The 23450-nt window shown below is 58.2% G+C and carries 18 protein-coding genes, 1 tRNA gene and 1 other RNA gene; 8 read left to right on the top strand and 12 right to left on the bottom strand.

Annotated features, from left to right (window positions below; translation table 11 throughout):
* On the bottom strand, positions 1 to 103 hold a 103-nt coding region (locus ACMQ11_RS04335), incomplete at its 3' end, for a hypothetical protein (RefSeq protein ID WP_418991489.1).
* Between the two features lie 391 nt (positions 104 to 494).
* On the opposite strand from ACMQ11_RS04335, the gene ACMQ11_RS04330 reads away from it, so the two are divergent.
* Positions 495 to 1241 carry a copper homeostasis protein CutC gene (locus ACMQ11_RS04330; RefSeq protein ID WP_418991482.1) on the top strand — a complete coding sequence of 249 codons (747 nt, stop codon included), beginning with the start codon at positions 495 to 497 and terminating at the stop codon, positions 1239 to 1241.
* On the opposite strand, the gene ACMQ11_RS04325 is transcribed toward ACMQ11_RS04330, so the two are convergent.
* From ACMQ11_RS04325 to ACMQ11_RS04300, 6 genes are all read right to left on the bottom strand, one after another.
* Entirely contained in the window at positions 1225 to 3849 is a 2625-nt protein-coding gene (locus tag ACMQ11_RS04325) for a transglutaminase domain-containing protein (protein WP_418991481.1), read from the bottom strand. The two genes, ACMQ11_RS04330 and ACMQ11_RS04325, sit on opposite strands and share 17 nt — an antisense overlap.
* 6 nt (positions 3850 to 3855) lie before the next feature.
* Entirely contained in the window at positions 3856 to 5157 is a 1302-nt protein-coding gene (locus ACMQ11_RS04320; RefSeq protein ID WP_418991480.1) for an alpha-L-fucosidase, read from the bottom strand.
* 130 nt (positions 5158 to 5287) lie between these two features.
* Positions 5288 to 5364: transfer RNA gene (locus ACMQ11_RS04315), tRNA-Asp, on the bottom strand.
* A 77-nt stretch (positions 5365 to 5441) separates the two neighbouring features.
* Positions 5442 to 5975 carry an RsmD family RNA methyltransferase gene (locus tag ACMQ11_RS04310; RefSeq protein WP_418991479.1) on the bottom strand — a complete coding sequence of 178 codons (534 nt, stop codon included), beginning with the start codon at positions 5973 to 5975 and terminating at the stop codon, positions 5442 to 5444.
* A complete protein-coding gene (locus tag ACMQ11_RS04305; RefSeq protein WP_418991478.1) occupies positions 5966 to 6514 on the bottom strand; it encodes a hypothetical protein in 549 nt (182 codons plus the stop codon). The genes ACMQ11_RS04310 and ACMQ11_RS04305 overlap by 10 nt, the downstream gene beginning before the upstream one ends.
* A gap of 40 nt (positions 6515 to 6554) precedes the next feature.
* Positions 6555 to 7190, bottom strand: coding sequence for a hypothetical protein (locus ACMQ11_RS04300; RefSeq protein ID WP_418991477.1), 636 nt, complete (start codon positions 7188 to 7190; stop codon positions 6555 to 6557).
* A gap of 48 nt (positions 7191 to 7238) precedes the next feature.
* Here ACMQ11_RS04300 and ACMQ11_RS04295 point away from each other — a divergent pair, with 48 nt between their 5' ends.
* The 5 genes from ACMQ11_RS04295 (at position 7239) to ACMQ11_RS04275 (ending at position 13911) form a co-directional block, all read left to right on the top strand.
* Entirely contained in the window at positions 7239 to 8654 is a 1416-nt protein-coding gene (locus ACMQ11_RS04295; RefSeq protein WP_418991476.1) for an ATP-dependent DNA helicase, read from the top strand.
* Complete coding sequence (locus ACMQ11_RS04290) at positions 8647 to 9222, top strand: uracil-DNA glycosylase family protein (protein ID WP_418991475.1); 576 nt, start codon at positions 8647 to 8649, stop codon at positions 9220 to 9222. Before ACMQ11_RS04295 ends, ACMQ11_RS04290 begins: the two co-directional genes overlap by 8 nt.
* A gap of 127 nt (positions 9223 to 9349) precedes the next feature.
* Positions 9350 to 12013, top strand: a complete 2664-nt coding sequence (gene mutS, locus ACMQ11_RS04285) for a DNA mismatch repair protein MutS (RefSeq protein ID WP_418991488.1) — start codon at positions 9350 to 9352, stop codon at positions 12011 to 12013.
* Between the two features lie 58 nt (positions 12014 to 12071).
* Positions 12072 to 12605: a helix-turn-helix domain-containing protein gene (locus tag ACMQ11_RS04280; protein WP_418991474.1), complete on the top strand. Its 534-nt coding sequence runs from the start codon at positions 12072 to 12074 to the stop codon at positions 12603 to 12605.
* 73 nt (positions 12606 to 12678) lie between these two features.
* Positions 12679 to 13911, top strand: coding sequence for a permease (locus ACMQ11_RS04275; RefSeq protein WP_418991473.1), 1233 nt, complete (start codon positions 12679 to 12681; stop codon positions 13909 to 13911).
* A 275-nt stretch (positions 13912 to 14186) separates the two neighbouring features.
* Here ACMQ11_RS04275 and udk read toward each other — a convergent pair whose 3' ends face one another.
* The 3 genes from udk to ACMQ11_RS04260 all read right to left on the bottom strand — a co-directional run bounded on the left by udk (position 14187) and on the right by ACMQ11_RS04260 (position 17745).
* Complete coding sequence (udk, locus tag ACMQ11_RS04270; RefSeq protein WP_418991472.1) at positions 14187 to 14807, bottom strand: uridine kinase; 621 nt, start codon at positions 14805 to 14807, stop codon at positions 14187 to 14189.
* 75 nt (positions 14808 to 14882) lie between these two features.
* On the bottom strand, positions 14883 to 16841 hold the full coding sequence (gene gyrB / locus ACMQ11_RS04265) for a DNA topoisomerase (ATP-hydrolyzing) subunit B (RefSeq protein WP_418991471.1): 1959 nt from the start codon (positions 16839 to 16841) through the stop codon (positions 14883 to 14885).
* 169 nt (positions 16842 to 17010) lie between these two features.
* The gene (locus ACMQ11_RS04260) at positions 17011 to 17745 is read right to left on the bottom strand and encodes a cell division ATP-binding protein FtsE (RefSeq protein ID WP_418991470.1); all 735 of its coding nucleotides are present in this window, start codon (positions 17743 to 17745) and stop codon (positions 17011 to 17013) included.
* Positions 17746 to 17975: 230 nt separating this feature from the next.
* On the opposite strand from ACMQ11_RS04260, the gene ACMQ11_RS04255 reads away from it, so the two are divergent.
* Together ACMQ11_RS04255 and ssrA are read left to right on the top strand one after the other, a co-directional pair.
* Positions 17976 to 20720 (top strand): ATP-binding protein, encoded by a 2745-nt coding sequence (locus tag ACMQ11_RS04255; protein ID WP_418991469.1) that lies wholly within the window; start codon positions 17976 to 17978, stop codon positions 20718 to 20720.
* 173 nt (positions 20721 to 20893) lie between these two features.
* Positions 20894 to 21297, top strand: a transfer-messenger RNA (tmRNA) gene (gene ssrA, locus ACMQ11_RS04250).
* 29 nt (positions 21298 to 21326) lie between these two features.
* Here ssrA and ACMQ11_RS04245 read toward each other — a convergent pair.
* Positions 21327 to 21962, bottom strand: coding sequence for an HNH endonuclease (locus ACMQ11_RS04245; protein WP_418991468.1), 636 nt, complete (start codon positions 21960 to 21962; stop codon positions 21327 to 21329).
* Entirely contained in the window at positions 21955 to 23343 is a 1389-nt protein-coding gene (locus tag ACMQ11_RS04240) for an AAA family ATPase (RefSeq protein ID WP_418991467.1), read from the bottom strand. The genes ACMQ11_RS04245 and ACMQ11_RS04240 overlap by 8 nt, the downstream gene beginning before the upstream one ends.
* Positions 23344 to 23450: the final 107 nt, after the last annotated feature.

Below are 23450 nucleotides of genomic sequence, written 5' to 3'. Positions count from 1 at the left end.
CGATTTTGCCGTTTACCGTAATCCGGCACATCACCGGAATAAGCCCGTTCTTCTTCGGGGCGTTGCGTTTCAGATAGAATAATACTTTGAATGTCGATCTCATAACTCTACAATTTTTTAGTGAACAAAATTATTTCTTGTAGAGCCGTCCGTCGATACGCAAAATGCAGCGAATCAGCGCAATCGCACCCGAAAACCGACTTTTTTCAAGGTGTGCAGCCCGAAAATCGAAAATCCTGCTACATTTGCAGTCGGAATCCTCCGAATCGGACTTGTAATTCAGCGTGTTGAAAGCCTCTTAAAACCTCTGTCGCCATTTTGAAAAGAGTAACGGGATAGTAACGTAACTCCGGTTTCATTTGGCTTTTTGGCGGTTTCACTTGGCTTCATCCTCGCAGTCCGTTTTCCTCTAAACCCCTTATTTACAACCTTCTTGCGCTCATCTGCTCAATCTCTCATTTTTTATTCTTATCTTTGCATCAAAACTTGCGAATATGAAGTATACGGTCGAGATATGCGCCAACTCGGCGCAGAGTTGCATCGCCGCCGAGCGGGGAGGCGCACAGCGCGTGGAGCTGTGTGCCGGCATGCCCGAGGGCGGAACGACGCCCTCGATAGGGGAGATTGCTGCGGCGCGCGAAGCCATCGGCATCCGCCTGCACGTAATCATCCGGCCGCGGGGCGGCGATTTTCTCTATTCGCCTCTCGAACAGCAGATCATGGAGCAGGACATTCACGCCGCCAAGGCGGCCGGGGCCGACGGGGTGGTTTTCGGCTGCCTGACCGAAGAGGGCGAGGTGGACACCGCGGTCATGGAACGGCTCATGCGGGCGGCCGAGGGCATGTCCGTCACCTTTCACCGGGCTTTCGACCGCTGCCGCGATCCCTTTGCGGCACTCGAACGGATCGTGTCGCTGGGCTGCGACCGGATTCTCACATCGGGACAGTGCCCGACGGCCGAGGAGGGAATTCCGCTGCTGGCACAGCTGGTCGAGCGGGCAGCCGGCCGCATCGGCATCATGCCCGGTGCCGGAATCACCGAATGCAATATCGCCCGCATAGCCGCCGCTACCGGAGCCCGCGAATTCCACTTTTCCGCCCGCACGGAGATACGGAGCCGCATGCGGCTCCGTAATCCCGAGGTTTCGATGGGCGGCAACGAGGCGGACGAGTACGTGCGCAGCATCACCTCCGAGGAGCTGGTGCGCCGCACGATCGAAGCACTCAGAGGCCGCCGATAACTTTCGTCAGCTGCTCTCCCGAGCCGATCGAGTACCCTTCCGAGAAGAAGACCACCCGGTTGAACGTGTCGGCTACGACCAGAAGCGGCAGCCGTCCGCCGTGGGGGCGTTTCATGTTTTCGGCCATCATCCGCCGGATGCTGCCGTCGCTGTCTATACCCAGCGTGATGTTGCGGGGAAGCGGAGGAAACTCCTGCGGGTCGAACTTGCGGTAGTTCTCTTCGCTCGGGAAGAGCAGCACGATCTGCCGTCCCCACTCTTCGAGTTGCTGACGGTGTGCTGCCAGGTCGCGCAGCGTATGGTTCGTGGGCTCCTCGCCGGCTCCCAACAGGCCGACGATGAAATAGCCGCGTCCGGTGGTTTGCAGGATGCTCTGCGGTTCCGTTTTTCCGACGGGCCGGAAGCGGGCCTCCGAATCGAACGACCCGATAACGCGGATTTCACCGGCATCCTCGCGCATGACCAGCTCCGTGCGGGCGGTCCGGCCCGCTTCGACGGGCAGGCAGACGATTCGTGCCAGCACATTGCCGGCAGCCAGCCGCGTTCCGCTGACCAGCATGTAGTAGCCGCTTTCGAGCTCTTCGCCCCCGGCCAGCAGCGATCTCCAGGTCGCCTCCTCCTCGTAGTTGAGCAGGCGGAATGCCCCTTTCCCATCCGATTTCGAGAGGGTGAAATGGTTGTAGTATTTGGGATTGTCCAACAGCGCGATCGGTCTGTAAGCAGCTTGCAACACGCCTCGGGGTGCAGCGGGTCGAACCGCTCCCCCGAAATCTGCATCGTATTCGCAGCCCCGGTGGCGGTAGCGGACCCTCCCCGTCACGGCATCTTTCCAGGCCGCTATCCCGAGCGAACGGGCCACGGCGACGAAGAAAATGTCGCGCGAAGCGCTGTCGGCCCGGCGTGCACGCCACACCCCTTGCGGTGAGACGAGGATGCGCGGCGCATTGAGGCTGTCGCACGGGGCGATGTGCTCCGAGCACCAGGCGACCAGCCGCGAGGGATCGTCGCGGAACCGGTCCGTCTCGTCGGCCGGGATCGCTTGGCGGAAGAACGCCTTGTAAGGCGTCAGCATCTCATTTTCCACGCGCGGACACAACACGAGCCGGGCATCGGCTCCGGCCGGGGTGTTTTCGAGGTGGTCGTCGAGCACCTCCCGCTGCACGTCGCGCAGGTCCTTTTCGGAGAGCGTGCCGAGCAGTTCCAGTGCTCTCGGACCGTTTCCGGCGCGGGCGGCATCGGCCAGAAATCCGCTCACGACGGCGTGGTTCCCTTTCGAAGCGACGAGCAGCGGAATAACCGTTGCTGAGTCCAGCCCGTGCTCCTTGGCGAAGCGGCCGGCCTGTTCCCGGCTTGCGAAAGTGGCCGTATAGGCTTTGCGCACCGAATCTTCGCGCATCATCCGCCGGTCGTTCTCCGCGCGCTGCTGCGGCGTGACGCTCGGGGAGCGGTCTTTGCCGGGCGGGGGCGTCAGGTCGAGGTCGGTGCCGAAAGCCTCGCCCTCCTGTTTGTCGAGCGGCACGACGACCTCCCGATCCTTTCCCACGGAAACTTTGCGGAATCCGAATCGACCCGCTTTCGAGGCCCAGACGACCAGGTCGCCCAGTCCGGCCGAGAGCGACGAACGCCCTGCGGCGTCGCTCGTCCGCGCAGCGACGGGATAGAGTTCGGCGTAGTTGTAGAGTTTGTATTCGACCCGGGCTCCCTCGACGGGACGCCCTTGCGTATCGGTCACGGTTACGCGGACCGAAGCCGTATCCGCATAGTTGGCCGTCACGTTGATCTCCGTCGTGTTGGGCGTCGTGTTCACGACCTCCTCGCCGCCGGCGTAGCGGCCGAACACCTTGGTGTGCATGAGCATACCCCGGCTGGCCGGGGCGTTGAACCACCCCAGATTCAGGACCGGTTCGGGTTCGCAGGCCCCCAAAAAGTACCACCTGCCGTCGGCCCACGCCTCCACCCAGGCGTGGTTGTCGTCGGTGTGCGCCCAGCGGGGCGTGTAGACCTGCCGGGCCGGAATGCCGACCGACCGCAGGGCCGCCACCAGCAGGGTCGACTCCTCGCCGCAGCGCCCGCTGGCCGTGCGCACGGTGGCGAGCGGCGAACTGGTGCGGGCATCCGACGGAGTATAGACCGCCTTTTCATGGCACCAGTGGTTGACCTCCAACACGGCGTCGTACATCGAAAGACCCGCAACGCGGGGTGCCAATTCGTCGTAGAACACGCGGCGCGAATCGTCCAGATTTTCGTTGTTGACCCGCACCGGCACCACGAAATGCCGGAACAGCTCCTCGGAAACGCTCTTGCCCCACGGCATCGTCCGGCGCGCCCGCTCGGCCAAACGGTAGTTTTCGAGGTGGTAGTCGACCGGATAGTCGGTCAGGTCGCCCAGGGGCAGGTAGGCATAGAGGAACGTCATCGCTTCCCGCTCGGAGGTGCTCAGCGGGCTGTCGAGCACGCCGAACAGATTGCCATCGGGCAGCGCTTTCCGTTTGGCCGCAAGGTCCGCCTCCACGGCTGCGCGGTAGGCCTTGTCGCTGATGAAATGCTTCTGTCCGCAGGCTGCGAGCAGCAGGGCGAACAGCGTTCCGCACAATAGGTATCGCTTCATGTCGGATCAGTTAAGCGTCAGTTCCACAATGTAGTCCGTATCGTCGGGCACCTCGCCCAGCCGCAGCAGCACGCCCTCCTTTTCCTGCCGGAACGAAACCGGCGTGGCGGTTCCGAACTTGCGGGCCGATTTCACGCGCTTGCCGCCGAGCGGGAGGTAGAGGCAGTCGTCCTGCAAATCGAGAATATGTACATAGAGCGTGTCGCCTTTTTGCGTGGTGACGCCCCAGTCGCGGGGCGGCACGATTCCTCCGCGCGTGCCGTAGATCGTTTCACCGTACCGTGCGAGCCATTGGCCCATCTCCCGGAGCAGTTCGAGCGCCCCCTCCGGGAGCCGTCCGTCGGGTTGGGGGCCGATGTTGAGCAGGAGGTTGGCGTTGCGTCCGGCGGCACGGACCAGGTAGCGGATAAGCGTCGGCGCCGGCTTGTAATCCAGGTCGGTAATCTTGTAGCCCCACATGCCGTTCATCGTCTGGCAGGTCTCGAGCGGCAGCTGGCCGATGGTCTGTCCCGAAAGCCCCGCCGTGTTCTCACCGGGCAGGTCGCGTTCGAATATCTGGATGTCCTCCCCGGCGAACGGGTGTAGGTGGTGGTTGTTGCCGATCAGGCAGCCGGGCTGGAGCTTGTGAATGAGGGCATACTGCCCGGGCAGCTGCCAGTCGAAACCGGGGTTTTGGTCCTGGTCCCAGATACCGTCGAACCAGATGGCACCGATCTTTCCGTAGCGGGTCAGCAGTTCCGTAAGCTGGTTGTTCATAAAACGGTAGTACGAGGGCCAGTCGCCCGCGGGGTTGGGCCGGCCGGTCCCCAGTCCGGTGCGGCCCCGCGGGCAGTCTTCGCGGTACCAGTCGATGTGGGAGTAGTAGAGGTGGAGGCCGATCTGCTGCCGGTGGCACTCAGCGGCCAGTTCGCCCACCACGTCGCGGCCGAACGGGGTAGCGTCCACGATGTTGTAGTCCGTCCACTCGGAGTTGAACATGGAGAAGCCCTCGTGGTGGCGCGAGGTAAAACAGACGTATCGGGCGCCCGCGCCCTTGATCGCCTCCACCCACTCGGCTGCGTCGAAACGATGCGGGTAGAAAGCGTCGGCCAGTTTGGCGTACTCTCTGTAATCGATGTTGCGGTTGGTCATCGTCCATTCGCCCGTGCCGAGCAAGGCATAGAGCCCCCAGTGGATGAAAATGCCGAATTTGGCGTCGCGGAACGCCTCGCGCGCCTGCAAATTCTCTTCGGCCGGTACATACTGCGGTTGCGCGAATACGCGACCCGTCAGGCAGAGGAGGGCTGACAGGAGGAAAAATCTCTTCATGAAGCGGTTTTTTAGGTTTGGTCCCTAAAGGTAGTGATTTTTCCGTCTCACAGCCCGCCTTGGCAGATTTTTATTGCAGCAAAGAGAAAAGAAAAACCTCTGTACCGAAATACAGAGGTTTTTTGATGGCTGGCGGTGCGTAGGGGACTCGAACCCCTGACCCCGTGCGTGACAGGCACGTATTCTAACCAGCTGAACTAACGCACCTTAGTGTTGCTTTGCGTATCATTTCCTGATTGCGAATGCAAAGGTAATACAATTTTCGCTAACTCCAAATATTTTTTTCATTTTTTGAACAGGGAAAATTGCACGCTTCCGTAACTCCTTAATTGCCAGAATTCCGGATAGGAAGAAAAATCCATCTTCTTCGAGTGTTCGAAGATCAGAATCCCGCCCGGCCGGAGCAGGTCGCGCTCCAGCACGAGCCGCACGACCTCTTCGCTGCCCTCCAGATCGTAGGGAGCATCCGAAAAGATCACGTCGAACTGTTTTGCGCAGTTGCGCAGGTAGAGAAACACGTTGGCCTTGACGGGATAGAAATTTTCGATTCCGAGCCGCTCGGCGGTCCGGCGGATGAAATTATAATGTACGGTGTTTATCTCCACCGCCGTGACGCTCCGGGCTCCGCGCGAGGCGAATTCGTAACTGATCGAGCCGGTTCCGGCAAAGAGGTCCAGCACGTCGCATTCTTCGAAATCCACCAGGTTGCCCAGTACGTTGAAGAGGTTTTCCTTGGCGAAATCCGTCGTCGGACGGGCCCTCAGATTGCGGGGCGGGTCGATCGACCGGCCCCGGTATTTGCCGCTGACTATTCGCATCGGATCTTCGGAAAACGTTTGCGGAGCAACTTGTAAAGTGGCCGGTCTCTCTCCCCGGCCACGCACAACTCGTAGTCGTCGGCTGCAAATTCCTGTCCGAGCCGCTCCAGTGCGAAGAGTATATCCGCCTCTGCGGGTGCTTCGATGACCTCGGCCAGTTGCAGCGCACCCTTATAGACCTTAATATATAGGAGTAGCCCTGTGTAGTAGAGCCAGACCGTCGCGCAGGCCGCGATCGGAACGTGCAGCAGCGGGGTAGTGAACCGAACCCGGGCTCCCAATCGCTCTTCCGTCTGGCGAATTGCTTCGGGGTGGACGGCGATAACGGCTACCGTTTCGGCCTGCGTATCGCTCCACACCACCCGCTCTGCACCCCTGAGGGGCATGCCGTTCGCCGCAAGCAGGGCACGAGCCCGTTCCGCATCGAACAGCTCCTTGGGAACGAGCATCGTGCGGGCGCTGAGCACCTCGACCGCAACCGGCTCGCTGCCGGTAAATTCGCAGTCGAGCCCCCGAACCGAAAAAGAGTGTCCATCCAACGACTGCTGAATGGACACCTTGTTTGCGGCCTCGGGCGTGTTACTCCCAGTTGCCCGCCTCATTGTTACCTGCTTCCATCGAGCCGAACTTGACGCCCGGATACCGGTTGTAGTTGTTCACGTCGTCGTCGATCAGGTTGACGATCTCCTGGCGGAAATTGACCGTATCGAGGAACGATTTGTAGGGCGCGCGCACCTCGACGACCGGAATCACGACTTTCGATTCGGTGGTGATGATGCCGGCCTCCATGATATACTGGGCCTTGTCATCCGTTCCGGGAATGAAGCGCAGCTGCTCGACATCGGCCGCCGAAAGCACCTTGGGAGCGAAAATGGTGTCGATCACGGCTACCTTGAATTTCTCGACGTTGGCCTTTTTCAATTTCTTGAGCATCGCCATTCCCACCGAGTCGTCCTCGTCGACGATCTTGCGTTCGAGCTCGAGCGTGTCGTTGAGAATGAACGAGGTCAGGGTGTCGAAGCTGCCGGTGAAATGCTGGTACTTCGATTTGAAGGCGCGCTGTGCCGTACGAATGTCCTTGATGCGGTCGATGACCTGCGCCCGCTTGGCTTTCATCTCGTTGTCGAAACGGATCGGGGTCGAGATCTGGTCGTAGATCACATAAACAAGGCCTACGATGGCTACGGCAAGAATGATCTGAAAAAGTTTTTTCATTTTTTATTTAAGTATTTGTTATTAATTTTGTCGGACAATTAGCTGCGCATGTTTAGTACACGTATTGCGACCCAAATTTACGCTAAAATTTGTTTCGAAACAACTCCCGGGCAAAAAAAAATCATAGAAAAATTGTCGGAATACCTTGCAGACGACGATTTTTCCCGGATCTTCGTGCTCAACGGATATGCCGGAACCGGCAAGACGACGCTCATTGCCGCCGTGGTCGCAGCTCTTAAAGACTTGAATATCAAACCCGTGCTGTTGGCTCCAACGGGTCGGGCCGCCAAAGTGCTGGCCCAATACGCTCAGGAAAAGGCTTTTACCATTCACAAACGCATCTACCGTCAGCGCACCAATGCCGACTACGAGTCGAAATTCTCGCTCGATCTGAACACCGAGCGCAACGCGGTGTTCATCGTCGACGAGGCCTCGATGCTCTCGGACGGCACCTCCGACGGGGCGCTGTTCGGCAGCGGTTCGCTGCTCGAGGACCTTGTCCGGTTTGTCCGCAGCGGCCGGGGGTGCCGCCTGGTCCTGGTCGGCGACAGCGCCCAGCTGCCGCCCGTGGGGGCCGATTTCAGTCCGGCGCTCGATCCTGCTGTGCTCGGTGCATACGGCGAGGTGGAGTACGTCACGCTGGACGACGTGGTGCGCCAGGAGGCGCAGTCGGGCATTCTTTTCAATGCCACCCTCGTCCGTTGCATGTTGGAAAACGGTATCCACGAAATACCCCGTTTCGAGTTGGATTTCCCCGACGTCGAAGCGGTTGAGGGAGGCGAGTTTCTGGAAAAACTCCAGGACGCCTATGCCCGCTACGGACGCGACGAGACGATTGTAGTCACCCGTTCGAACAAGCGCGCCAACCGCTACAACGAGGGCATTCGCCGCAACGTGCTCTACGCCGAGGAGGAGATCGAAAGCGGTGACATGCTGATGGTTGTGAAGAACAACTACTATTACCCGGAGCATACCGAGGCCTGTCCGATGAATTTCATCGCCAACGGCGACATCGCGCGGCTGAAGCGGCTGCGGCGGTTCGAGGATTTTTACGGTTTCCGTTTTGCCGATGCGGTGCTGGAATTCCCCGATTACGACGAAGCGCAGATCGAGTGCAAGATTCTGCTGGACACCCTCGTTTCGATGTCTCCCTCGCTTACGCGCGAGGAGTCCACGCGGCTGTTCTACGAGGTGGAAAAGGATTATACGGAGATTAGGAGCAAACTCAAACGCTTCAAGGAAATTCGTGAAAACCGGCATTTTAACGCCGTTCAGGTCAAGTTCTCCTACGCCGTCACGTGCCACAAGGCACAGGGCGGCCAGTGGAAAGCGGTTTTCGTAGACCGCTGCCTGTTCGGCGACGAGCCCATGACGCGCGACATGCTGCGCTGGCTCTATACGGCCCTCACGCGCGCCACCGAAAAGTTGTATCTCGTGAATTTCGACAAACAGTTCTATGAATAGCGAACGCCATCCGCTCGAGCCCTTTCTCCCCGAAAACGCCCGCATCCTGATGTTGGGCAGCTTTCCTCCCAAGCGCATCCGCTGGTCGATGGAGTTTTTCTATCCCAACCTCCAGAACGACATGTGGCGCATCGTGGGCTACCTCGCCACGGGCGACAAAGCGCACTTTCTCCAGCCCGACGGACGACGTTTCGACCGGGAGCGCATCGAGGCTTTCTGCCGCGAGCGGGGAATCGCTCTGTATGACACGGCTGTCGAGGTGATCCGATTGAAAGACAATGCGTCGGACAATTTTCTTCAAGTCGTGCGCGAGGTCGACCTCGCCGCCCTCCTGGCACGGATTCCCCACTGCCGGTCGCTCGTAACCACGGGGCAGAAAGCTACCGACACGCTGCGTGCCCTTACCGGCTGCGACCAGCCGCTCGTGGGCGGGTGCGTGCCGCTGAGTTTTGCGGGGAGGGAGTTGGAACTGTGGCGCATGCCCTCCTCGTCGCGGGCCTATCCGCGGCCGGTGGAGTGGAAAGCCGAATTTTACCGTAAAATATTCGAAGAGAACGGAATAATGTAGTATACAGTGGAGTATGATATGCCGGAAACGAAAAATTATTTTCGCTTCGGGCTTTGTGCGGCGTTCAAATTCTGCTATCTTTGTGTAGAAAATCATACAATATTGTATTGTGACATCGGAAAAGAAAATAGATAAAAAGTACGTCGAGACGCCGCTCATGAAGCAATATTACGCCGTCAAGGCGGTGCATCCCGACGCCATCCTGCTCTTCCGCGTGGGCGACTTTTACGAGACGTTCGGCGAAGACGCCATCAAGGCCAGCGGCATCCTGGGCATCACGCTCACGCGCCGGGCCAACGGCTCGGCGACCTACGTCGAACTGGCCGGATTTCCCTACCACGCCATCGACACCTACCTGCCCAAACTGGTCCGGGCCGGCGAGCGCGTGGCCATCTGCGAGCAGCTGGAGGACCCCAAGCTGGTCAAGGGACTGGTCAAGCGGGGCGTGATCGAGCTGGTGACACCCGGCATCGTTCTGGGCGACAACATTCTATCCAACAAGGAGAACACCTACCTCGCCTCGGTCTATTTCGGCCGCCAGACCACGGGTGTGGCGTTTCTGGACATCTCCACCGGCGAGTTCTATGTGGCCGAGGGCGACGACCAGTACGTCGACAAGCTCATATCGAACCTCCAGCCCAAGGAGATCATCTACCAGCGCGGTTACGAGGACCGCTTCTCCGACGCGTTCGGCTCGAAGCTCTACACCTACCGGCTCGACGAGTGGGTCTTTTCGGAGGAGGTCAACCGCGAGCGGCTCTGCAAGCAACTGGGCACCCCCTCGCTCAAGGGGTTCGGCGTGGACCATTTCACCTCCGGCATCTCGGCCGCGGGCGCCATCCTCTACTACCTCGAATTCACCGAACACCGCGACATCGGCCACATTACCTCCCTTTCGCGCATCGATGAGGACGAATACGTCTGGGTCGACAAGTTCACCATCCGCAACCTGGAGCTCTTCTCTTCGAACGGCGGGCGCGAGAAAGGCAGTTTTGCCGACGTGATCGACCGTACGTTGACTCCGATGGGCGGGCGCTTGCTCAAACGGTGGATCGCCATGCCGATCAAGGACCCCGCGAAGATCGACGAACGGCTCGACGTAGTCGAGCGGCTTGTCCGCGACGCCGAGCTGGCCGATGCCATCCGCGAGCAGGTGGCTTTGATCGGCGACCTGGAGCGGATCGCTTCGCGCATCGCCGCGGCCCGGGTCACGCCGCGCGAACTGGTCCAGCTCAAAAACTCCCTCGCGGCCATCGAATTGCTCAAGGCGGCCCTCGAATCGACCGACAGCGACCGCCTGCACGCCCTGGCCGGCGGAATCGATCCGCTGGCGGAGGTGCGCGACCGCATTGCGCGCGAGATTTACCCTGATCCGCTCAACAACCAGATACAAAAGGGCGGCGTGATCGCCGACGGCGTCGATCCCGAGCTGGACGACCTGCGCCGCATCGCCCTCCACGGCAAGGATTACCTCGCGCGCATCCAGCAGCGCGAAAGCGAGGTGACGGGCATTCCCTCGCTCAAGATCAGCTACAACAACGTCTTCGGCTACTACATCGAGGTGCGCAACGCCCACCGGGACAAGGTGCCCGGGACGTGGATACGCAAGCAGACCCTCGCCAACGCCGAACGCTACATCACCGAGGAGCTGAAAGAGTACGAGGGGAAGATTCTGGGCGCCGAGGAGAAGATGCTCGTCCTCGAACAGCGCATCTATGCCGGGATCATGGCATTCATCGCCCGCTCGCTCTCCGTCCTGCTGCGCGACGCTGCGGTCGTGGCGCGCATCGACTGCCTGCAATCGTTCGCCCGCATCGCCTGCGAGCGGCGCTACGTGCGCCCGGTGCTGGACGACGGCAAGCGCATCGAGATCCGGCAGGGCCGCCATCCGGTCATCGAGACCCTCATGCCCGTGGGCGAGGAGTACATCCCCAACGACGTGATGCTCGACGACCGCAAGCAGCAGATCATGATGATCACGGGTCCCAACATGTCGGGTAAATCGGCCCTGCTGCGGCAGACGGCGTTGATCATCCTCATGGCGCAGATGGGCTCGTTCGTTCCGGCCAAGTCGGCGCACATCGGGGTCGTGGACAAGATTTTCACGCGCGTGGGCGCTTCGGACAACATTTCGCAGGGCGAATCCACGTTCATGGTCGAGATGCTCGAATCGGCCAGCATCCTCAACAACATCTCCGACCGCAGCATCGTGCTGCTGGACGAGATCGGCCGCGGCACCTCGACCTACGACGGCATTTCGATCGCATGGGCCATGGTCGAGTACCTGCACAACCACCCCTCGGCCCACGCCAAAACGCTCTTCGCCACCCACTACCACGAGCTGAACGAGATGGAGCAGATGTGTTCGCGCGTGAAGAACTACCACGTCTCGGTCAAGGAGATGGGCAACCAGATCGTCTTCCTGCGCAAACTCGAGCGAGGCGGCACCGAGCACTCGTTCGGCATCCACGTAGCGCGCATGGCCGGTATGCCCGCGTCGATCGTCTCGCGCGCCGACGAGATTCTGCGCAACCTCGAACTGGTCTACGGCTCCAACGAGATCGTCCCGAGCCGCAGCCTCAAGGACCGCGGCCGCAAACCCTCGGCACAAGCCGTGAAAGAGGCCGCCGAGAGCGGTGCGCCGCAGAACATGCAGCTCTCCATGTTCCAGCTGGACGACCCCGTGCTGGTGCAGATCCGCGACCAGATCCGGGGACTCGACCTGGACGCGCTGACGCCCCTCGAAGCGTTGAACAAGTTGAATGAAATCAAGAAGATAACCGGAATCTGACAAAGCGTTGCATGAAGATTGCGACAAGGCTCGTTCCATGACGCTGCATATCCGAAATATGGTTTGTCCCCGCTGCATCCGGGCCGTGCGCGAGGTGCTCGAACAGGCGGGGCTGGAGGTGCGGTCCGTCCGGCTGGGCGAGGCCGAGATCGTCGGCGACCTGTCCGCGGAGCGGAAATCGCGCCTCTCGGATGCGCTTCGGGAGCTGGGTTTCGAACTGCTCGAAGACCGACGTGCGCAGCTCATCGAGGGGATCAAGAACTGCATCGTGGAGCTGGTCCGCTCGCCGCAGGTCCTCCCCGATGCCAACCTGTCGGGCTACCTCTCCGCGAAACTGGGCCTGGACTACCGCTATCTGAGCACGCTCTTTTCCCAGACCGAGGGGCGCACCGTCGAAAAGTATTTCATCGCCCAGAAGATCGAGCGCGCGAAGGAGCTGCTGGTCTACGACGAGTTGACCCTCGGGGAGATCGCCTTTCGCCTGGGCTATTCGAGCGTGGCGCACCTGAGCGGCCAGTTCAAGCGCACGACGGGCCTCACGCCCAGCCTGTTCAAAAGGGACAAACGGCGCCGTTCGCTCGACGAGGTGTAAATCATGTAACGAATTCCGAAAATTATGTAATGCCCGACGGGGGCGTAAGGTGTATTTTTGCGGAAAAAAGAGCATGCAGGAATATATCTTACCTTTGGTCTATCTGCTCGGGGAGATGTCGCCCTATCTGTTGCTGGGCTTTCTGATCGCAGGCCTGCTGCACGCGTTCGTCCCCCGCAGGCTCTACTCCGACTACCTGGCGGGCAGCGATTTCCGTTCGGTTGCGCTGGCGGCCCTTTTCGGCGTGCCCCTGCCGCTGTGTTCGTGCGGGGTGATCCCCACGGCCATGTCGATGCGCCGGGAGGGCGCCTCGCGGGCGGCGACCGTGTCGTTCCTCGTCTCCACGCCGCAGACGGGCGTCGATTCGATCTTCGCCACCGCCTCGCTGCTGGGCCTGCCGTTCGCCCTCGTGCGCCCCGTGGCGGCTTTCGTCACGGCGTTGTTCGGAGGGGTGCTGACAGGGGCGCTGGTCGAAGAGTCCCCCGGTGGCCGCGCCGAAACGTACGCTGCGGAGCATCCGCAGCGTACGTTCGGGGAAAAATGCCGGGCGGCGCTCCGCTACGGCTTCGTCGAGATGATGCAGGACATCGGCCGCTGGCTGGTGGCCGGACTGGTGCTGGCGGGGCTCGTCACGGTCCTGCTGCCCGACGGTTTCTTCGCCGCTTTCCACGACCGGCCGCTGCTGAATATGCTGCTCGTACTGGCGCTGTCCGTCCCCATGTACCTGTGCGCCACGGGGTCGATTCCGATTGCTGCCGCGCTGATGCTCAAGGGCCTTTCGCCCGGTGCGGCTCTGGTGCTGCTGATGGCGGGCCCCGCCACGAACCTGGCCGCCATGCTGGTCATCGGCAAGGTGCTGGGCCGCCGGACGCTCCTCTGCTACCTGGCGGCCATCCTCGCCGGAGCCATCGGCTTCGGACTGGCCGTCGACTACCTGCTGCCGAGCGGGTGGTTCACATCCGTCCTGGCCGATTTCAGTCCGGCACACTGTGCTGCGGCCGGACCGGTCTGGTGGAAAACCCTGTCGAGCGTCCTCTTCCTGGCCCTGCTGGCCCGGGCATTTCTTCTCAAATACCGAACCCCCAAAATAGATACGCATATGAAACGTACATTCCGGATCGAGGGCATGGTGTGCAACCATTGCAAATCGAATGTCGAACAAGGCCTTGCAAGGATACCGGGCGTCGCCTCGGTCGAGGTCGATCTGGCGCAGGGCGTCGCCTCGGTCGAGGGTGAAGCCGCTGCCGAGGAGATCGTGGCTGCAATCGAGCAGCTGGGCTATGAATGTGAGGAGCGGAGTAGCTGACCGAACGCCGGAGCCGGCAAGACACACGCCGCCGCTTGTTACCGCCCGGTAACAGATGCGCGCCATATCATGCTTCCAAAGGGAACCGCATCGTTCGAAACCCCGATTTCCTGTGGAAGAGTGTTACCGCCCGGTAACATTGGGGCAATCCGCCGTACCCGTAAATGACAAAACACCGACCTCGGTCGGTGTTTTCAGTAGATTCCTGTTACCGTCCGGTAACAGGCAATGGTTTCGGCTCCCGGCGGACGGGCGTGCGTTCCGAAAGTGCCGCTCTATTCGCGCCGGATCAGCGACCGGATGTTCTGGATAAGCATCGACACGGCCACCGAATTGAACCCGCCCTCGGGGATGATCACGTCGGCGTATTTCTTCGAGGGCTCGACGAACTCCTCGTGCATGGGTTTGACCGTGGAGGTGTACTGCGCGATGACCGACTGCATCGTGCGGCCGCGTTCGCAGACGTCGCGCAGGATGCGCCGCGCCAGGCGGATGTCGGCGTCGGTGTCCACGTAGACCTTGATGTCCATCAAATCGCGCAACTCCCTGTTTTCGAAGATCAGAATCCCGTCCACGATAATCACTTTCGACGGCTTGACGCTCACCGTTTCGGTCGTGCGGTTGTGGTCCACGAACGAATAGACCGGATGCTCGATCGGCACGTTGTCTTTCAGGGCCTTGATGTGCTCCACGAGCATCTCCGTGTCGAACGCCTGCGGGTGGTCGTAGTTGAGTTTGGTGCGCTCCTCGTAGGTGAGTTCGGGATGGGCCTTGTAGTAGTAATCGTGGCAGAGGGTCACCACGTCGTCGCCCACGAACGCCTCCTGAAGGCGTTTGACGAGCGTCGATTTGCCCGAGCCGGTTCCGCCGGCAACCCCGATGACGGTAACTTTCATGGTATCAGTAGTTAGGTCGTGATTATATAAAGAAGAGGATCACCCTTGACGGGCAATCCTCTTCATTGCAGTGCTCTATGCGTCGATATTGGCGTAATGCGCATTTTTCTCGATGAATTCGCGGCGCGGCGGCACCTCGTCGCCCATCAGCATCGAGAAGATGCGGTCAGCTTCGGCGGCGTTGTCGATGTTGACCTTGCGCAGGATGCGCGTGTCGGGATTCATCGTCGTCTCCCACAACTGGTGGGCGTTCATCTCGCCCAGACCTTTGTAACGCTGCACGTGCGTTCCCTTGCCGAACTCCTCGGTGATGGCGTCGCGCTCCTTCTCGGTCCAGCAGTAGCGCTCCTGCTTCCCCTTTTTCACCAGGTAGAGGGGCGGGGTGGCGATGTAGACGTGTCCGTTTTCGATCAGCTCTTTCATCTTGCGGAAGAAGAACGTCAGCATCAGCGTGGCGATGTGGCTGCCATCGACGTCGGCATCGGTCATGATGATGATCTTGTCGTAACGCAACTTTTCCAGGTTGAGCGCCTTGCTGTCCTCCTCGGTGCCGATTGTGACGCCCAGCGCCGTAAACATGTTTTTGATCTCCTCGTTCTCCCACATGCGGTGCTCCTGCGCTTTCTCGATATTGAGAATCTTACCGCGCAGCGGCATGATCGCCTGGAAATTGCGGTCGCGGCCCGATTTGGCCGTGCCGCCTGCCGAGTCGCCCTCGACGAAGAAGATCTCGGCAATCGAACGGTCGCGGCTCGAACAGTCGGCCAGTTTGCCCGGCAGTCCGGCGCCCGAGAGGACGGTCTTGCGCTGCACCAGTTCGCGCGCATGGCGTGCGGCGTGGCGCGCCGTGGCGGCGAGAATAACTTTCTGCACGATGGCCTTGGCATCCTTGGGATTCTCCTCGAGGTAGTGGCCCAGCGCGGCGGTCATGGCCTGATCGACCGCGGCCGACACCTCGTCGTTACCCAGCTTGGTCTTGGTCTGTCCCTCGAACTGCGGCTCCTGCACCTTGACCGAAACCACGGCCGTGAGCCCCTCGCGGAAATCGTCCCCGCTGATGTCGAACTTGAGCTTGGAGAGCATGCCCGAATCCTCGGCGTATTTCTTGAGCGTACGGGTCAGCGCACGGCGGAAACCCGTCAGGTGCGTGCCGCCTTCGATGGTGTTGATGTTGTTGACATAGGAGTGGACGTTCTCCGAGAACGAGTCGTTGTACTGCATGGCCACCTCCACCGGAACGCCGTTCTTCTCGGTATCGAGGTAGATCACCGAGTCGATGATCGGCGTGCCGCGCGTGGCGTCGAGGTACTTGACGAACTCCTTGAGCCCCTCGTCCGAGTGGAAATGGTCCTCGCGGGTCTTCCCCTCGTCGTCCTTGCGCCGATCGTAGAGGTTCAGGGTGATGCCTTTGTTCAGGAACGCCAGTTCGCGCAGGCGGTTGGCCAGAATCTCGTATTTGTATTCGGTGGTCAGCGTGAAGATCGAGTCGTCGGGCTTGAACGTGATGGTGGTTCCGCGGTCGGAGCACTCGCCGACGACCTCCACCCCCGACGTGGGAGCGCCCTTGCTGTAAGTCTGGCGGTAGATTTTTCCGTCGCGGCTGCGAATCTCGGCCACCAGCAGGGTCGAGAGTGCGTTGACGCACGAGACGCCCACGCCGTGCAGACCGCCCGAGACCTTGTAGCTGCCCTTGTCGAACTTGCCGCCTGCATGGAGCACCGTGAGGACGACTTCGAGTGCCGACTTGCCCTCCTTTTCGTGGTAATCGGTGGGGATGCCGCGGCCGTTGTCGCTGACGGTGATCGAGTTGTCTTCGTTGATGGTCACGTCGATGTCCGTGCAGTAACCGGCCAGCGCCTCGTCGATCGAGTTGTCGACCACCTCGTAGACCAGGTGGTGAAGCCCTTTCTCGCCGATGTCGCCGATGTACATGGCCGGACGCTTGCGCACCGCCTCGAGGCCCTCGAGGACCTGGATATTCGACGCGGAATATTCCTCTTCTTGTCTTTTAACGTTTTCTTGTTCGGTACTCATCGTAGTCATTAAAATATCGTACAAATATACGAATCATTTGTGAAAGATACAAATCCGCGGAGCCGGTTTCCAACCCGGAAAGCAATCTTTTTTCCGCAAGGTTCCGCGTGTAGGAATAAACGTTTTTCCGGGCCGTTTGGTGTGTGGCTCCGCCGTGACTTGGAAAGCATCAGTCGTCCGCCAGTTCCGCCTTGAGGTCCACCTCGCGGATGCGTCCCTGCGCGAAGAGGATGGCGCGGGCCGGGTAGTTTTCGATCAGCGAGGTGTTGTGCGTGGACATGACTACGGCGCAGCCCCGGGCGGCGATCTTGCGGAACAGCTGCATGATGCCGTCGGCCGTGACGGGGTCGAGATTGCCCGTCGGCTCGTCGGCCAGGAGCACCTTGGGATCGTTCAGCAATGCGCGTGCGATAACCAGCCGCTGCTGCTCGCCGCCCGAGAGTTCGAACGGCATTTTGTAACTTTTCGGTTCGAGGTCCACCAGATTGAGCACCTGGTCGATACGCTGGCGAATCTCCGCTTCGCGCTTCCGCCCCGTAGCGCGCATCACGTAGTGCAGGTTCATGAACACGTTGCGGTCGGTGAGCAGCTGGTAGTCCTGGAAGACGATGCCGATCCGGCGGCGCAGGTAGGGGATGTCCCGCCGGCGGAGCCTGCGCAGATCGAATCCCGCGACGAACCCCTCGCCCGTGAGCAGCCGCACCTCGGCGTAGAGGGTTTTCAGCAGGGTGCTTTTCCCGCTGCCCACCCGTCCGATCAGGTAGACGAACTCGCCCGGGGCTACCGAGAAGCTGACATCGGAGAGCACCATCTCGCCGTGGCGCAGCATCTTGCTTTCGGAGCGACCGTCGCCGGCGTGGTAGATCGCCGCATCGCGGAGCCGTATGACATGCTTGTCATCCATGTTTCTTTCGAATTTTTTGCGCAGGTAAAGATACGAAAAATATCGTTTCGAGGGTTTGTACAGATGAAAAAAGCCATTTGGGTGTCGGGCTTCGCGCTTTGCACTTTCGTTCGGTCGATATTGTGTGGATAAAAGGCCGAAAAGAGCGGCGAAAGATCGCAGCCGATTTGTGAATGAACCCGAAGCTGGCTAAATTTGTATGATTTTTCATCCCCCTTGTTTATATCGTAATGAAAGAGAACGAAATCCTGCGAACCATTTTGCGGGATATAAAGACCGGCTGGTGGGAAGCCGATACGACCCACCGTATTTTGCGTTTGTCCGACACCCTTTCCGAACTGCTCGGACGGAGTGACGGCACCTTGAGTTTCGAAGAGTTCGGCCGTCTGGTCGGCGAATCCTACCGGGATTACGCTTTTTCGCCGGACCGCTACGGCAAGCGCACCTATCCGCTTCGGATCGACGGACGGGAGGTGTGGATAAGCAGCAAACTGCTCTCGGAAGAGAGCACAGCGGAGGGTTCGCGCATCTTGACGGGCTATGCCCGCCTGCTCGATCCGCAGCCGGGCGCAGCCGGACCCGAAACGGATCGCATCGACGACCTGCTCTTCCGGCTGAGGAGCATCTCCGAAACGCTGCTCTCGCTGCTGCACACCGACCGGGTGAATACGGCCGTCGACAAGATTCTGACCGACATCCTCCACATGTTCCGCGGCGACCGCGCCTACATCGTCGAGTTCGACTGGGCCCGTCGGATGCACGTCTGCACGTTCGAGGTGACGGCCAGCGGGGTCAACCCCGAGCGGGAAGCGGTCAACCGGATCATGATGGACGACCTGACCTGGTGGACCGAATGTATCTCCAAAGGCGCTCCGGTCGTCCTCTCCACGCTGGACCAGCTGCCCCCGGAGGCCGCCGTCGAGCGGGCCGTGCTCGAAGCGCAAAACATCAAGTCGCTGATCGTCATGCCGCTCGTCTCGCGCGACAGGGTGTGGGGATACGCGGGTATCGACATCGTGGAGGCGGTGCGCGAATGGTCCAACGTCGACTGCCAGTGGTTCTCGTCGCTGGTCAACATCATCAGCCTCTGTCTGGAACTGCAACGCTCCGAACAGGTGGCCCGGGACGAACGCACCTACCTCCAGCGGCTCTACCGCCACATGCCGATGGGGTATGTGCGGCTCGAAATGATCTACGACGCCGAGGGGCGGGCGACCGATTATCGGGTGACGGAATCCAATCTGGCCGCGGACAAGATCGTGGGCCTGAAGCGCGAAGCGTATGTCGGGCGCACGGCCCTGGAGCTGGGATTGGCCCCCGAGAGTATTCTGGGACTGATGAACCGCGTGCTGGATACCGGCGAGTATTACGAGAGCGATACGCTGCTCGAATCCACCGGACGGTTCGTCCACTCCATTCTCTACACCACCCGTCCCGACGAGATCATCTGCCTCTTTTCGGACACCACCGACGTCCGCAAGGCCCACGAGGCGATTGCGCGCAACGAACGGCTTCTGCGCACCATTTTCGACAACATCCAGGTCGGTGTGGAACTCTACGACAAGGACGGTTACATGGTAGACATCAACAACAAGGACATGGAGATATTCGGTGTGGCCAGCAAGGAGGACGCGCTGGGAATCAACTTTTACGACAATCCCAATATTCCGGAGGATGTGCGCGAGGGCGTACGTGCCGGACACGATCAGGCATTCCGCGTCGACTATCCGTTCGACCGCCTCGCCGGCTACTACCCCTCGAAAAAGACCGGGCTGCTCGAAATCTTCTCCACGGCCAACCTGCTTTACGACATGCAGGGCAACCTGGTCAATTTCATGCTCATCAACATCGACAATACCGAGATCAACCGCGCCCATTCGCGGCTGGCCGAATTCGAGAGTTCGTTCTCGCTCGTCAGCCGCTTCGGCAAGGTGGGCTACTGCCGCTTCGACCTGCTGTCCAAAGAGGGCTACGGCCTGCCGCAGTGGTACTACAACCTCGGAGAAAAGGAAGATACGCCGCTCGCGGAGGTGATCGGCGTCTACTCGCATGTCGATCCCGTGGACCGTGCCGCGATTCTGGAGTGCATCGGCCGCGTGAAGCAGGGGCTGGGCGACAGCTTCGGGCTCGATCTGCGCATCGAGCGTCCCGAGGGCGACACCTGGACACGGATCAATGTCATGCGCAATCCGATGAACAACGACCCCTCGAAGATCGAGATGGTGTGCGTCAACTACGACATCACCGAACTCAAGCAGACCGAGCGCAACCTGATCGAAGCCAAGAACAAGGCCGAAATCAGCGACCGTCTCAAGTCGGCATTCCTGGCCAACATGAGCCACGAGATCCGTACGCCGCTCAATGCCATCGTCGGATTTTCGAATCTGCTGGCCGAAACCGAGGACATCGGCGAGCGCCGGGAGTTCATGCGCGTGGTCGAGGAGAACAACGACCTGCTGCTGAAACTCATCTCGGACATCCTCGACCTGTCGAAGATCGAGGCGGGCACCTTCGAGTTCGATTACGGTCCGGTGCAGGTCGATCAACTCTGCGAGGAGGCCGTACGTTCGCTCGGTCTGAAAGTGCAGGGCCGGCCCATCGAGCTTGTTTTCGAGCCGCACGACGAGCCGTGCTCCCTGTACGGCGACAAGAACAGGCTGTTGCAGATCATCACCAATTTCATCAACAATGCACTGAAATTCACCCAGAAAGGATATATCGCCCTGCGTTATTCCGTCACCGACGGCATGGTTCGCTTCGAGGTCGAAGATACGGGCTCGGGCATTCCCTACGACAAGCAGCCGACCGTTTTCGACCGCTTCGTCAAGCTCAACAGTTTCGTGCAGGGTACGGGCCTGGGCCTCTCGATCTGCAAATCCATCGTCGAGCAGATGGGCGGACGGATCGGCGTCGAATCCGAACCGGGCCGGGGCTCCCTGTTCTGGTTTACGGTGCCGACAGGCAAAAGCGCGTGAATTGCTGCCGGACAATTCCGAAGCCACGATAATGCCGAACGGTCTGATAGGAATAGACTGTTCCACAATTTGTTGCGAAAATAGGAAAAATTTGGGGAGCAGACCTGCCCGAATTCCGGAAAAATGTACTATTTTTGCAGCAGTTTCCGATGCGACTCGGTTGCTCGAAAAACGGGGGTGCCCGGTTTTGACAGCAGGCAGAGTTTGATTGTAAGCACGTCGAGCGCTGTGCGGCGGCTCGTTAATCCCGATGCTCGAGTTACAAATGGCAATAACAGCTATGCACTCGCTGCCTAATTTTCAGAGAAAATTGGCTTAATCCCTGAGCCCGAGGCGGCTTGGCGACGAGTATCCCGGAAGAGGGTTCCGCTCTTTAATCCTTTTCCATACGGGGTATCATTCATTTAGAGATAGTACGTCGGACGGTTCCGACCGGCGTGCGAAAATCAAGGAACTGGGACCCGGGTTCGGCTGCCGCCTGCCAGGCCCGGGTAGAAGGATCAAACGGCGGCTAAACGTGTAGAAAGCTTTCGGGTTCCCTGTTTGGACGCGGGTTCGACTCCCGCCACCTCCACAAAAGAGACGGATTTCGGTCCGTCTCTTTATTTATTGCATCGGGTTTCGTTTCAATATTCGACGTAATTGTGCAAGCAAACGAACTAACGTTCCCGATTTCGTTTCGGTGCTTCGTAATTGCTCGACTATTTTCTTGATTTCATCCTGCTGAGAAAGAAACGCTTTCATATTATCCTCGACCGTTTTAAGTCTGTAAAGTTCACAAAGTTTGATTGTTTCGCATCCTTTGTCCGTCTTGGGAATATAGATGACCTGGTTGAGTATTTCAATATGATCGCTATACAGGTCGTAGTGAGCATGAATTATGGTTAGATTGCTACCGGTACGCGGATAATTGGTCACTTTCGATCTGAGTACATTCCGATCTCCTTTTTTCGTATTGCATCCCGGACAGCTCAGCGCAAGGTTTTTCGGTTCGAACGTAAACCTTTCATATTTCGATTTTGGTATAATGTGTTCTATATCCACCTCCTTGATGTCAAACCCCAACTGACGTTTGCAGTAACAGCATTCATTTTCCTGCTGTTGACGTAAATGTCTGATGATATGGGCTTTTATCCGGTCGAAAACAGATTTGTCCCAATCGGTATGGGAGGCGAAATTATCCCGGATAACTTGCTTTTCATCTTCCGGAATCGCATAAGGTATTTCAATGCGGTTATTCATGATCCAGTCTGATACCTCGAATCAGTGAAATGATCTCTTTCAAAGGATCTGTCTCTTTCAAGAGTTTGTAATATGTAACCAGTTCCGACCGCAGCTGTTTGAACTCCTGGGTATCCATTTGCCGCTCTGCTATAAGTTCCAGAGATCGAGAAATTTTCTGCGAAAGGTAGTAATTTCTGGTCGAGGGTACCTGAAACACATTGAGCAATATGTTTTCGGCCGACCATCCGAACGTAGGCTGGTTGAGCAGTTTACCCGTAATATCGTAACCGTCGTTTTGCAGGACGACAACAGCGGAGTTGCGAGGAGGCAGATCGGTCACCAAAAAATGGGAATGCGACGCAATGATGATATGGCAGCCGTGAAAATTGGAAAAAATTCCGGATAACAAATCGATATATCGGGACTGCCAGGAAGGGTGCAAACTGATCTCGGGCTCGTCGATAAGCACCAAGCAATCGTTTTCAATTACAGGAATAAGTCCCAGCATGGTCGAAAGGATACAGGCTTCGCCGGAACTTGCTTCACTGAAATTGAATTCACCACCATTTTTTTTAAATACTCTTATTTCATAGTTGCTCACAATTTCCAATTTGCGTAGGATATTGATAAGATTGTATATTCTTAATTGTTCAAGGTATTCGCTGTTGTCTTCCGACAAGCGTTCGATATTACGAGAGGAAAAATTGATGATGATTGAATTCCTATTTTCTTTTGGTAAATTACCCTCTATAAATTCACATAATTCTGCCATCCGACTTTCAACCAACGAGACGAAATTTTCATTTATAAAGTTCTGACGCGGATCCTGGAGTATATCGTATATGTATTCTACTATATCTTTCTTACTTTTTGGTGCATAATTCATAGTTCGGAAAGAGAATCTGTAATTGAGTTTCAGAATGGGCGCATATTCGAGATAATTGAAAACATGTTGGTATATGTTTGAAATTTTCCGGTCCGAATAGTTTTCCAAAACAATGTCAAGCGCCTTGTTCATCAATGCCCGCGCCGAAAAACCGTTCATCATCGAGCGGGCGCCCAGATAGATGTACCTGCTGTCTTTGAAATTCGTATTTTTGATTCGGTATCTGAATCGGTACCGTTCGTCAGTGGGAAATTTATCGGAAATACTGTTTGTTAAGGCTATTACTTTCGATGGAAGATTTTGGTATTTCAAGCAGACAGTATTCGAAGTTTGTCTCTTGTTGTTCAACAAAGTGTTAAAATGCCTGGCAATGCTGCTCAATATGGTACTTTTGCCTGTTCCGTTATTACCGATAAGCAAAGTATAAAAATTTTCCGAAATGCTTGTACGTTTCGGGTTGACAAGCGGTATTTCCGCGGTATGCAACTGAATTGATTTTAATCTGAAAGCCATAGGATATGGATTGAATAAATAAAATTACGAACAAAAATCAATTCTGCCAAGGAAAAGTCCTAATTTATCGGATGTTTTTGATTTTGGCTTGAGAAAAAGCTATCTTT

The sequence above is a fragment of the Alistipes sp. genome (assembly GCF_048465575.1).
Taxonomy (GTDB): domain Bacteria; phylum Bacteroidota; class Bacteroidia; order Bacteroidales; family Rikenellaceae; genus Alistipes.
The sequence above is the reverse complement of the archived record's forward strand: the minus strand, read 5'-3'. Positions and strand labels throughout refer to the sequence as shown.

Coding starts and splice junctions, on each gene's coding strand:
- ACMQ11_RS04330 (WP_418991482.1), top strand. CDS start 495: ATGAAGTATACGGTCGAGATATGCGCCAACTCGGCGCAGAGTTGCATC.
- ACMQ11_RS04325 (WP_418991481.1), bottom strand. CDS start 3,849: ATGAAGCGATACCTATTGTGCGGAACGCTGTTCGCCCTGCTGCTCGCA.
- ACMQ11_RS04320 (WP_418991480.1), bottom strand. CDS start 5,157: ATGAAGAGATTTTTCCTCCTGTCAGCCCTCCTCTGCCTGACGGGTCGC.
- ACMQ11_RS04310 (WP_418991479.1), bottom strand. CDS start 5,975: ATGCGAATAGTCAGCGGCAAATACCGGGGCCGGTCGATCGACCCGCCC.
- ACMQ11_RS04300 (WP_418991477.1), bottom strand. CDS start 7,190: ATGAAAAAACTTTTTCAGATCATTCTTGCCGTAGCCATCGTAGGCCTT.
- ACMQ11_RS04295 (WP_418991476.1), top strand. CDS start 7,239: ATGTTTAGTACACGTATTGCGACCCAAATTTACGCTAAAATTTGTTTC.
- ACMQ11_RS04290 (WP_418991475.1), top strand. CDS start 8,647: ATGAATAGCGAACGCCATCCGCTCGAGCCCTTTCTCCCCGAAAACGCC.
- ACMQ11_RS04280 (WP_418991474.1), top strand. CDS start 12,072: ATGGTTTGTCCCCGCTGCATCCGGGCCGTGCGCGAGGTGCTCGAACAG.
- ACMQ11_RS04275 (WP_418991473.1), top strand. CDS start 12,679: ATGCAGGAATATATCTTACCTTTGGTCTATCTGCTCGGGGAGATGTCG.
- udk (WP_418991472.1), bottom strand. CDS start 14,807: ATGAAAGTTACCGTCATCGGGGTTGCCGGCGGAACCGGCTCGGGCAAA.
- gyrB (WP_418991471.1), bottom strand. CDS start 16,841: ATGAGTACCGAACAAGAAAACGTTAAAAGACAAGAAGAGGAATATTCC.
- ACMQ11_RS04260 (WP_418991470.1), bottom strand. CDS start 17,745: ATGGATGACAAGCATGTCATACGGCTCCGCGATGCGGCGATCTACCAC.
- ACMQ11_RS04255 (WP_418991469.1), top strand. CDS start 17,976: ATGAAAGAGAACGAAATCCTGCGAACCATTTTGCGGGATATAAAGACC.
- ACMQ11_RS04245 (WP_418991468.1), bottom strand. CDS start 21,962: ATGAATAACCGCATTGAAATACCTTATGCGATTCCGGAAGATGAAAAG.
- ACMQ11_RS04240 (WP_418991467.1), bottom strand. CDS start 23,343: ATGGCTTTCAGATTAAAATCAATTCAGTTGCATACCGCGGAAATACCG.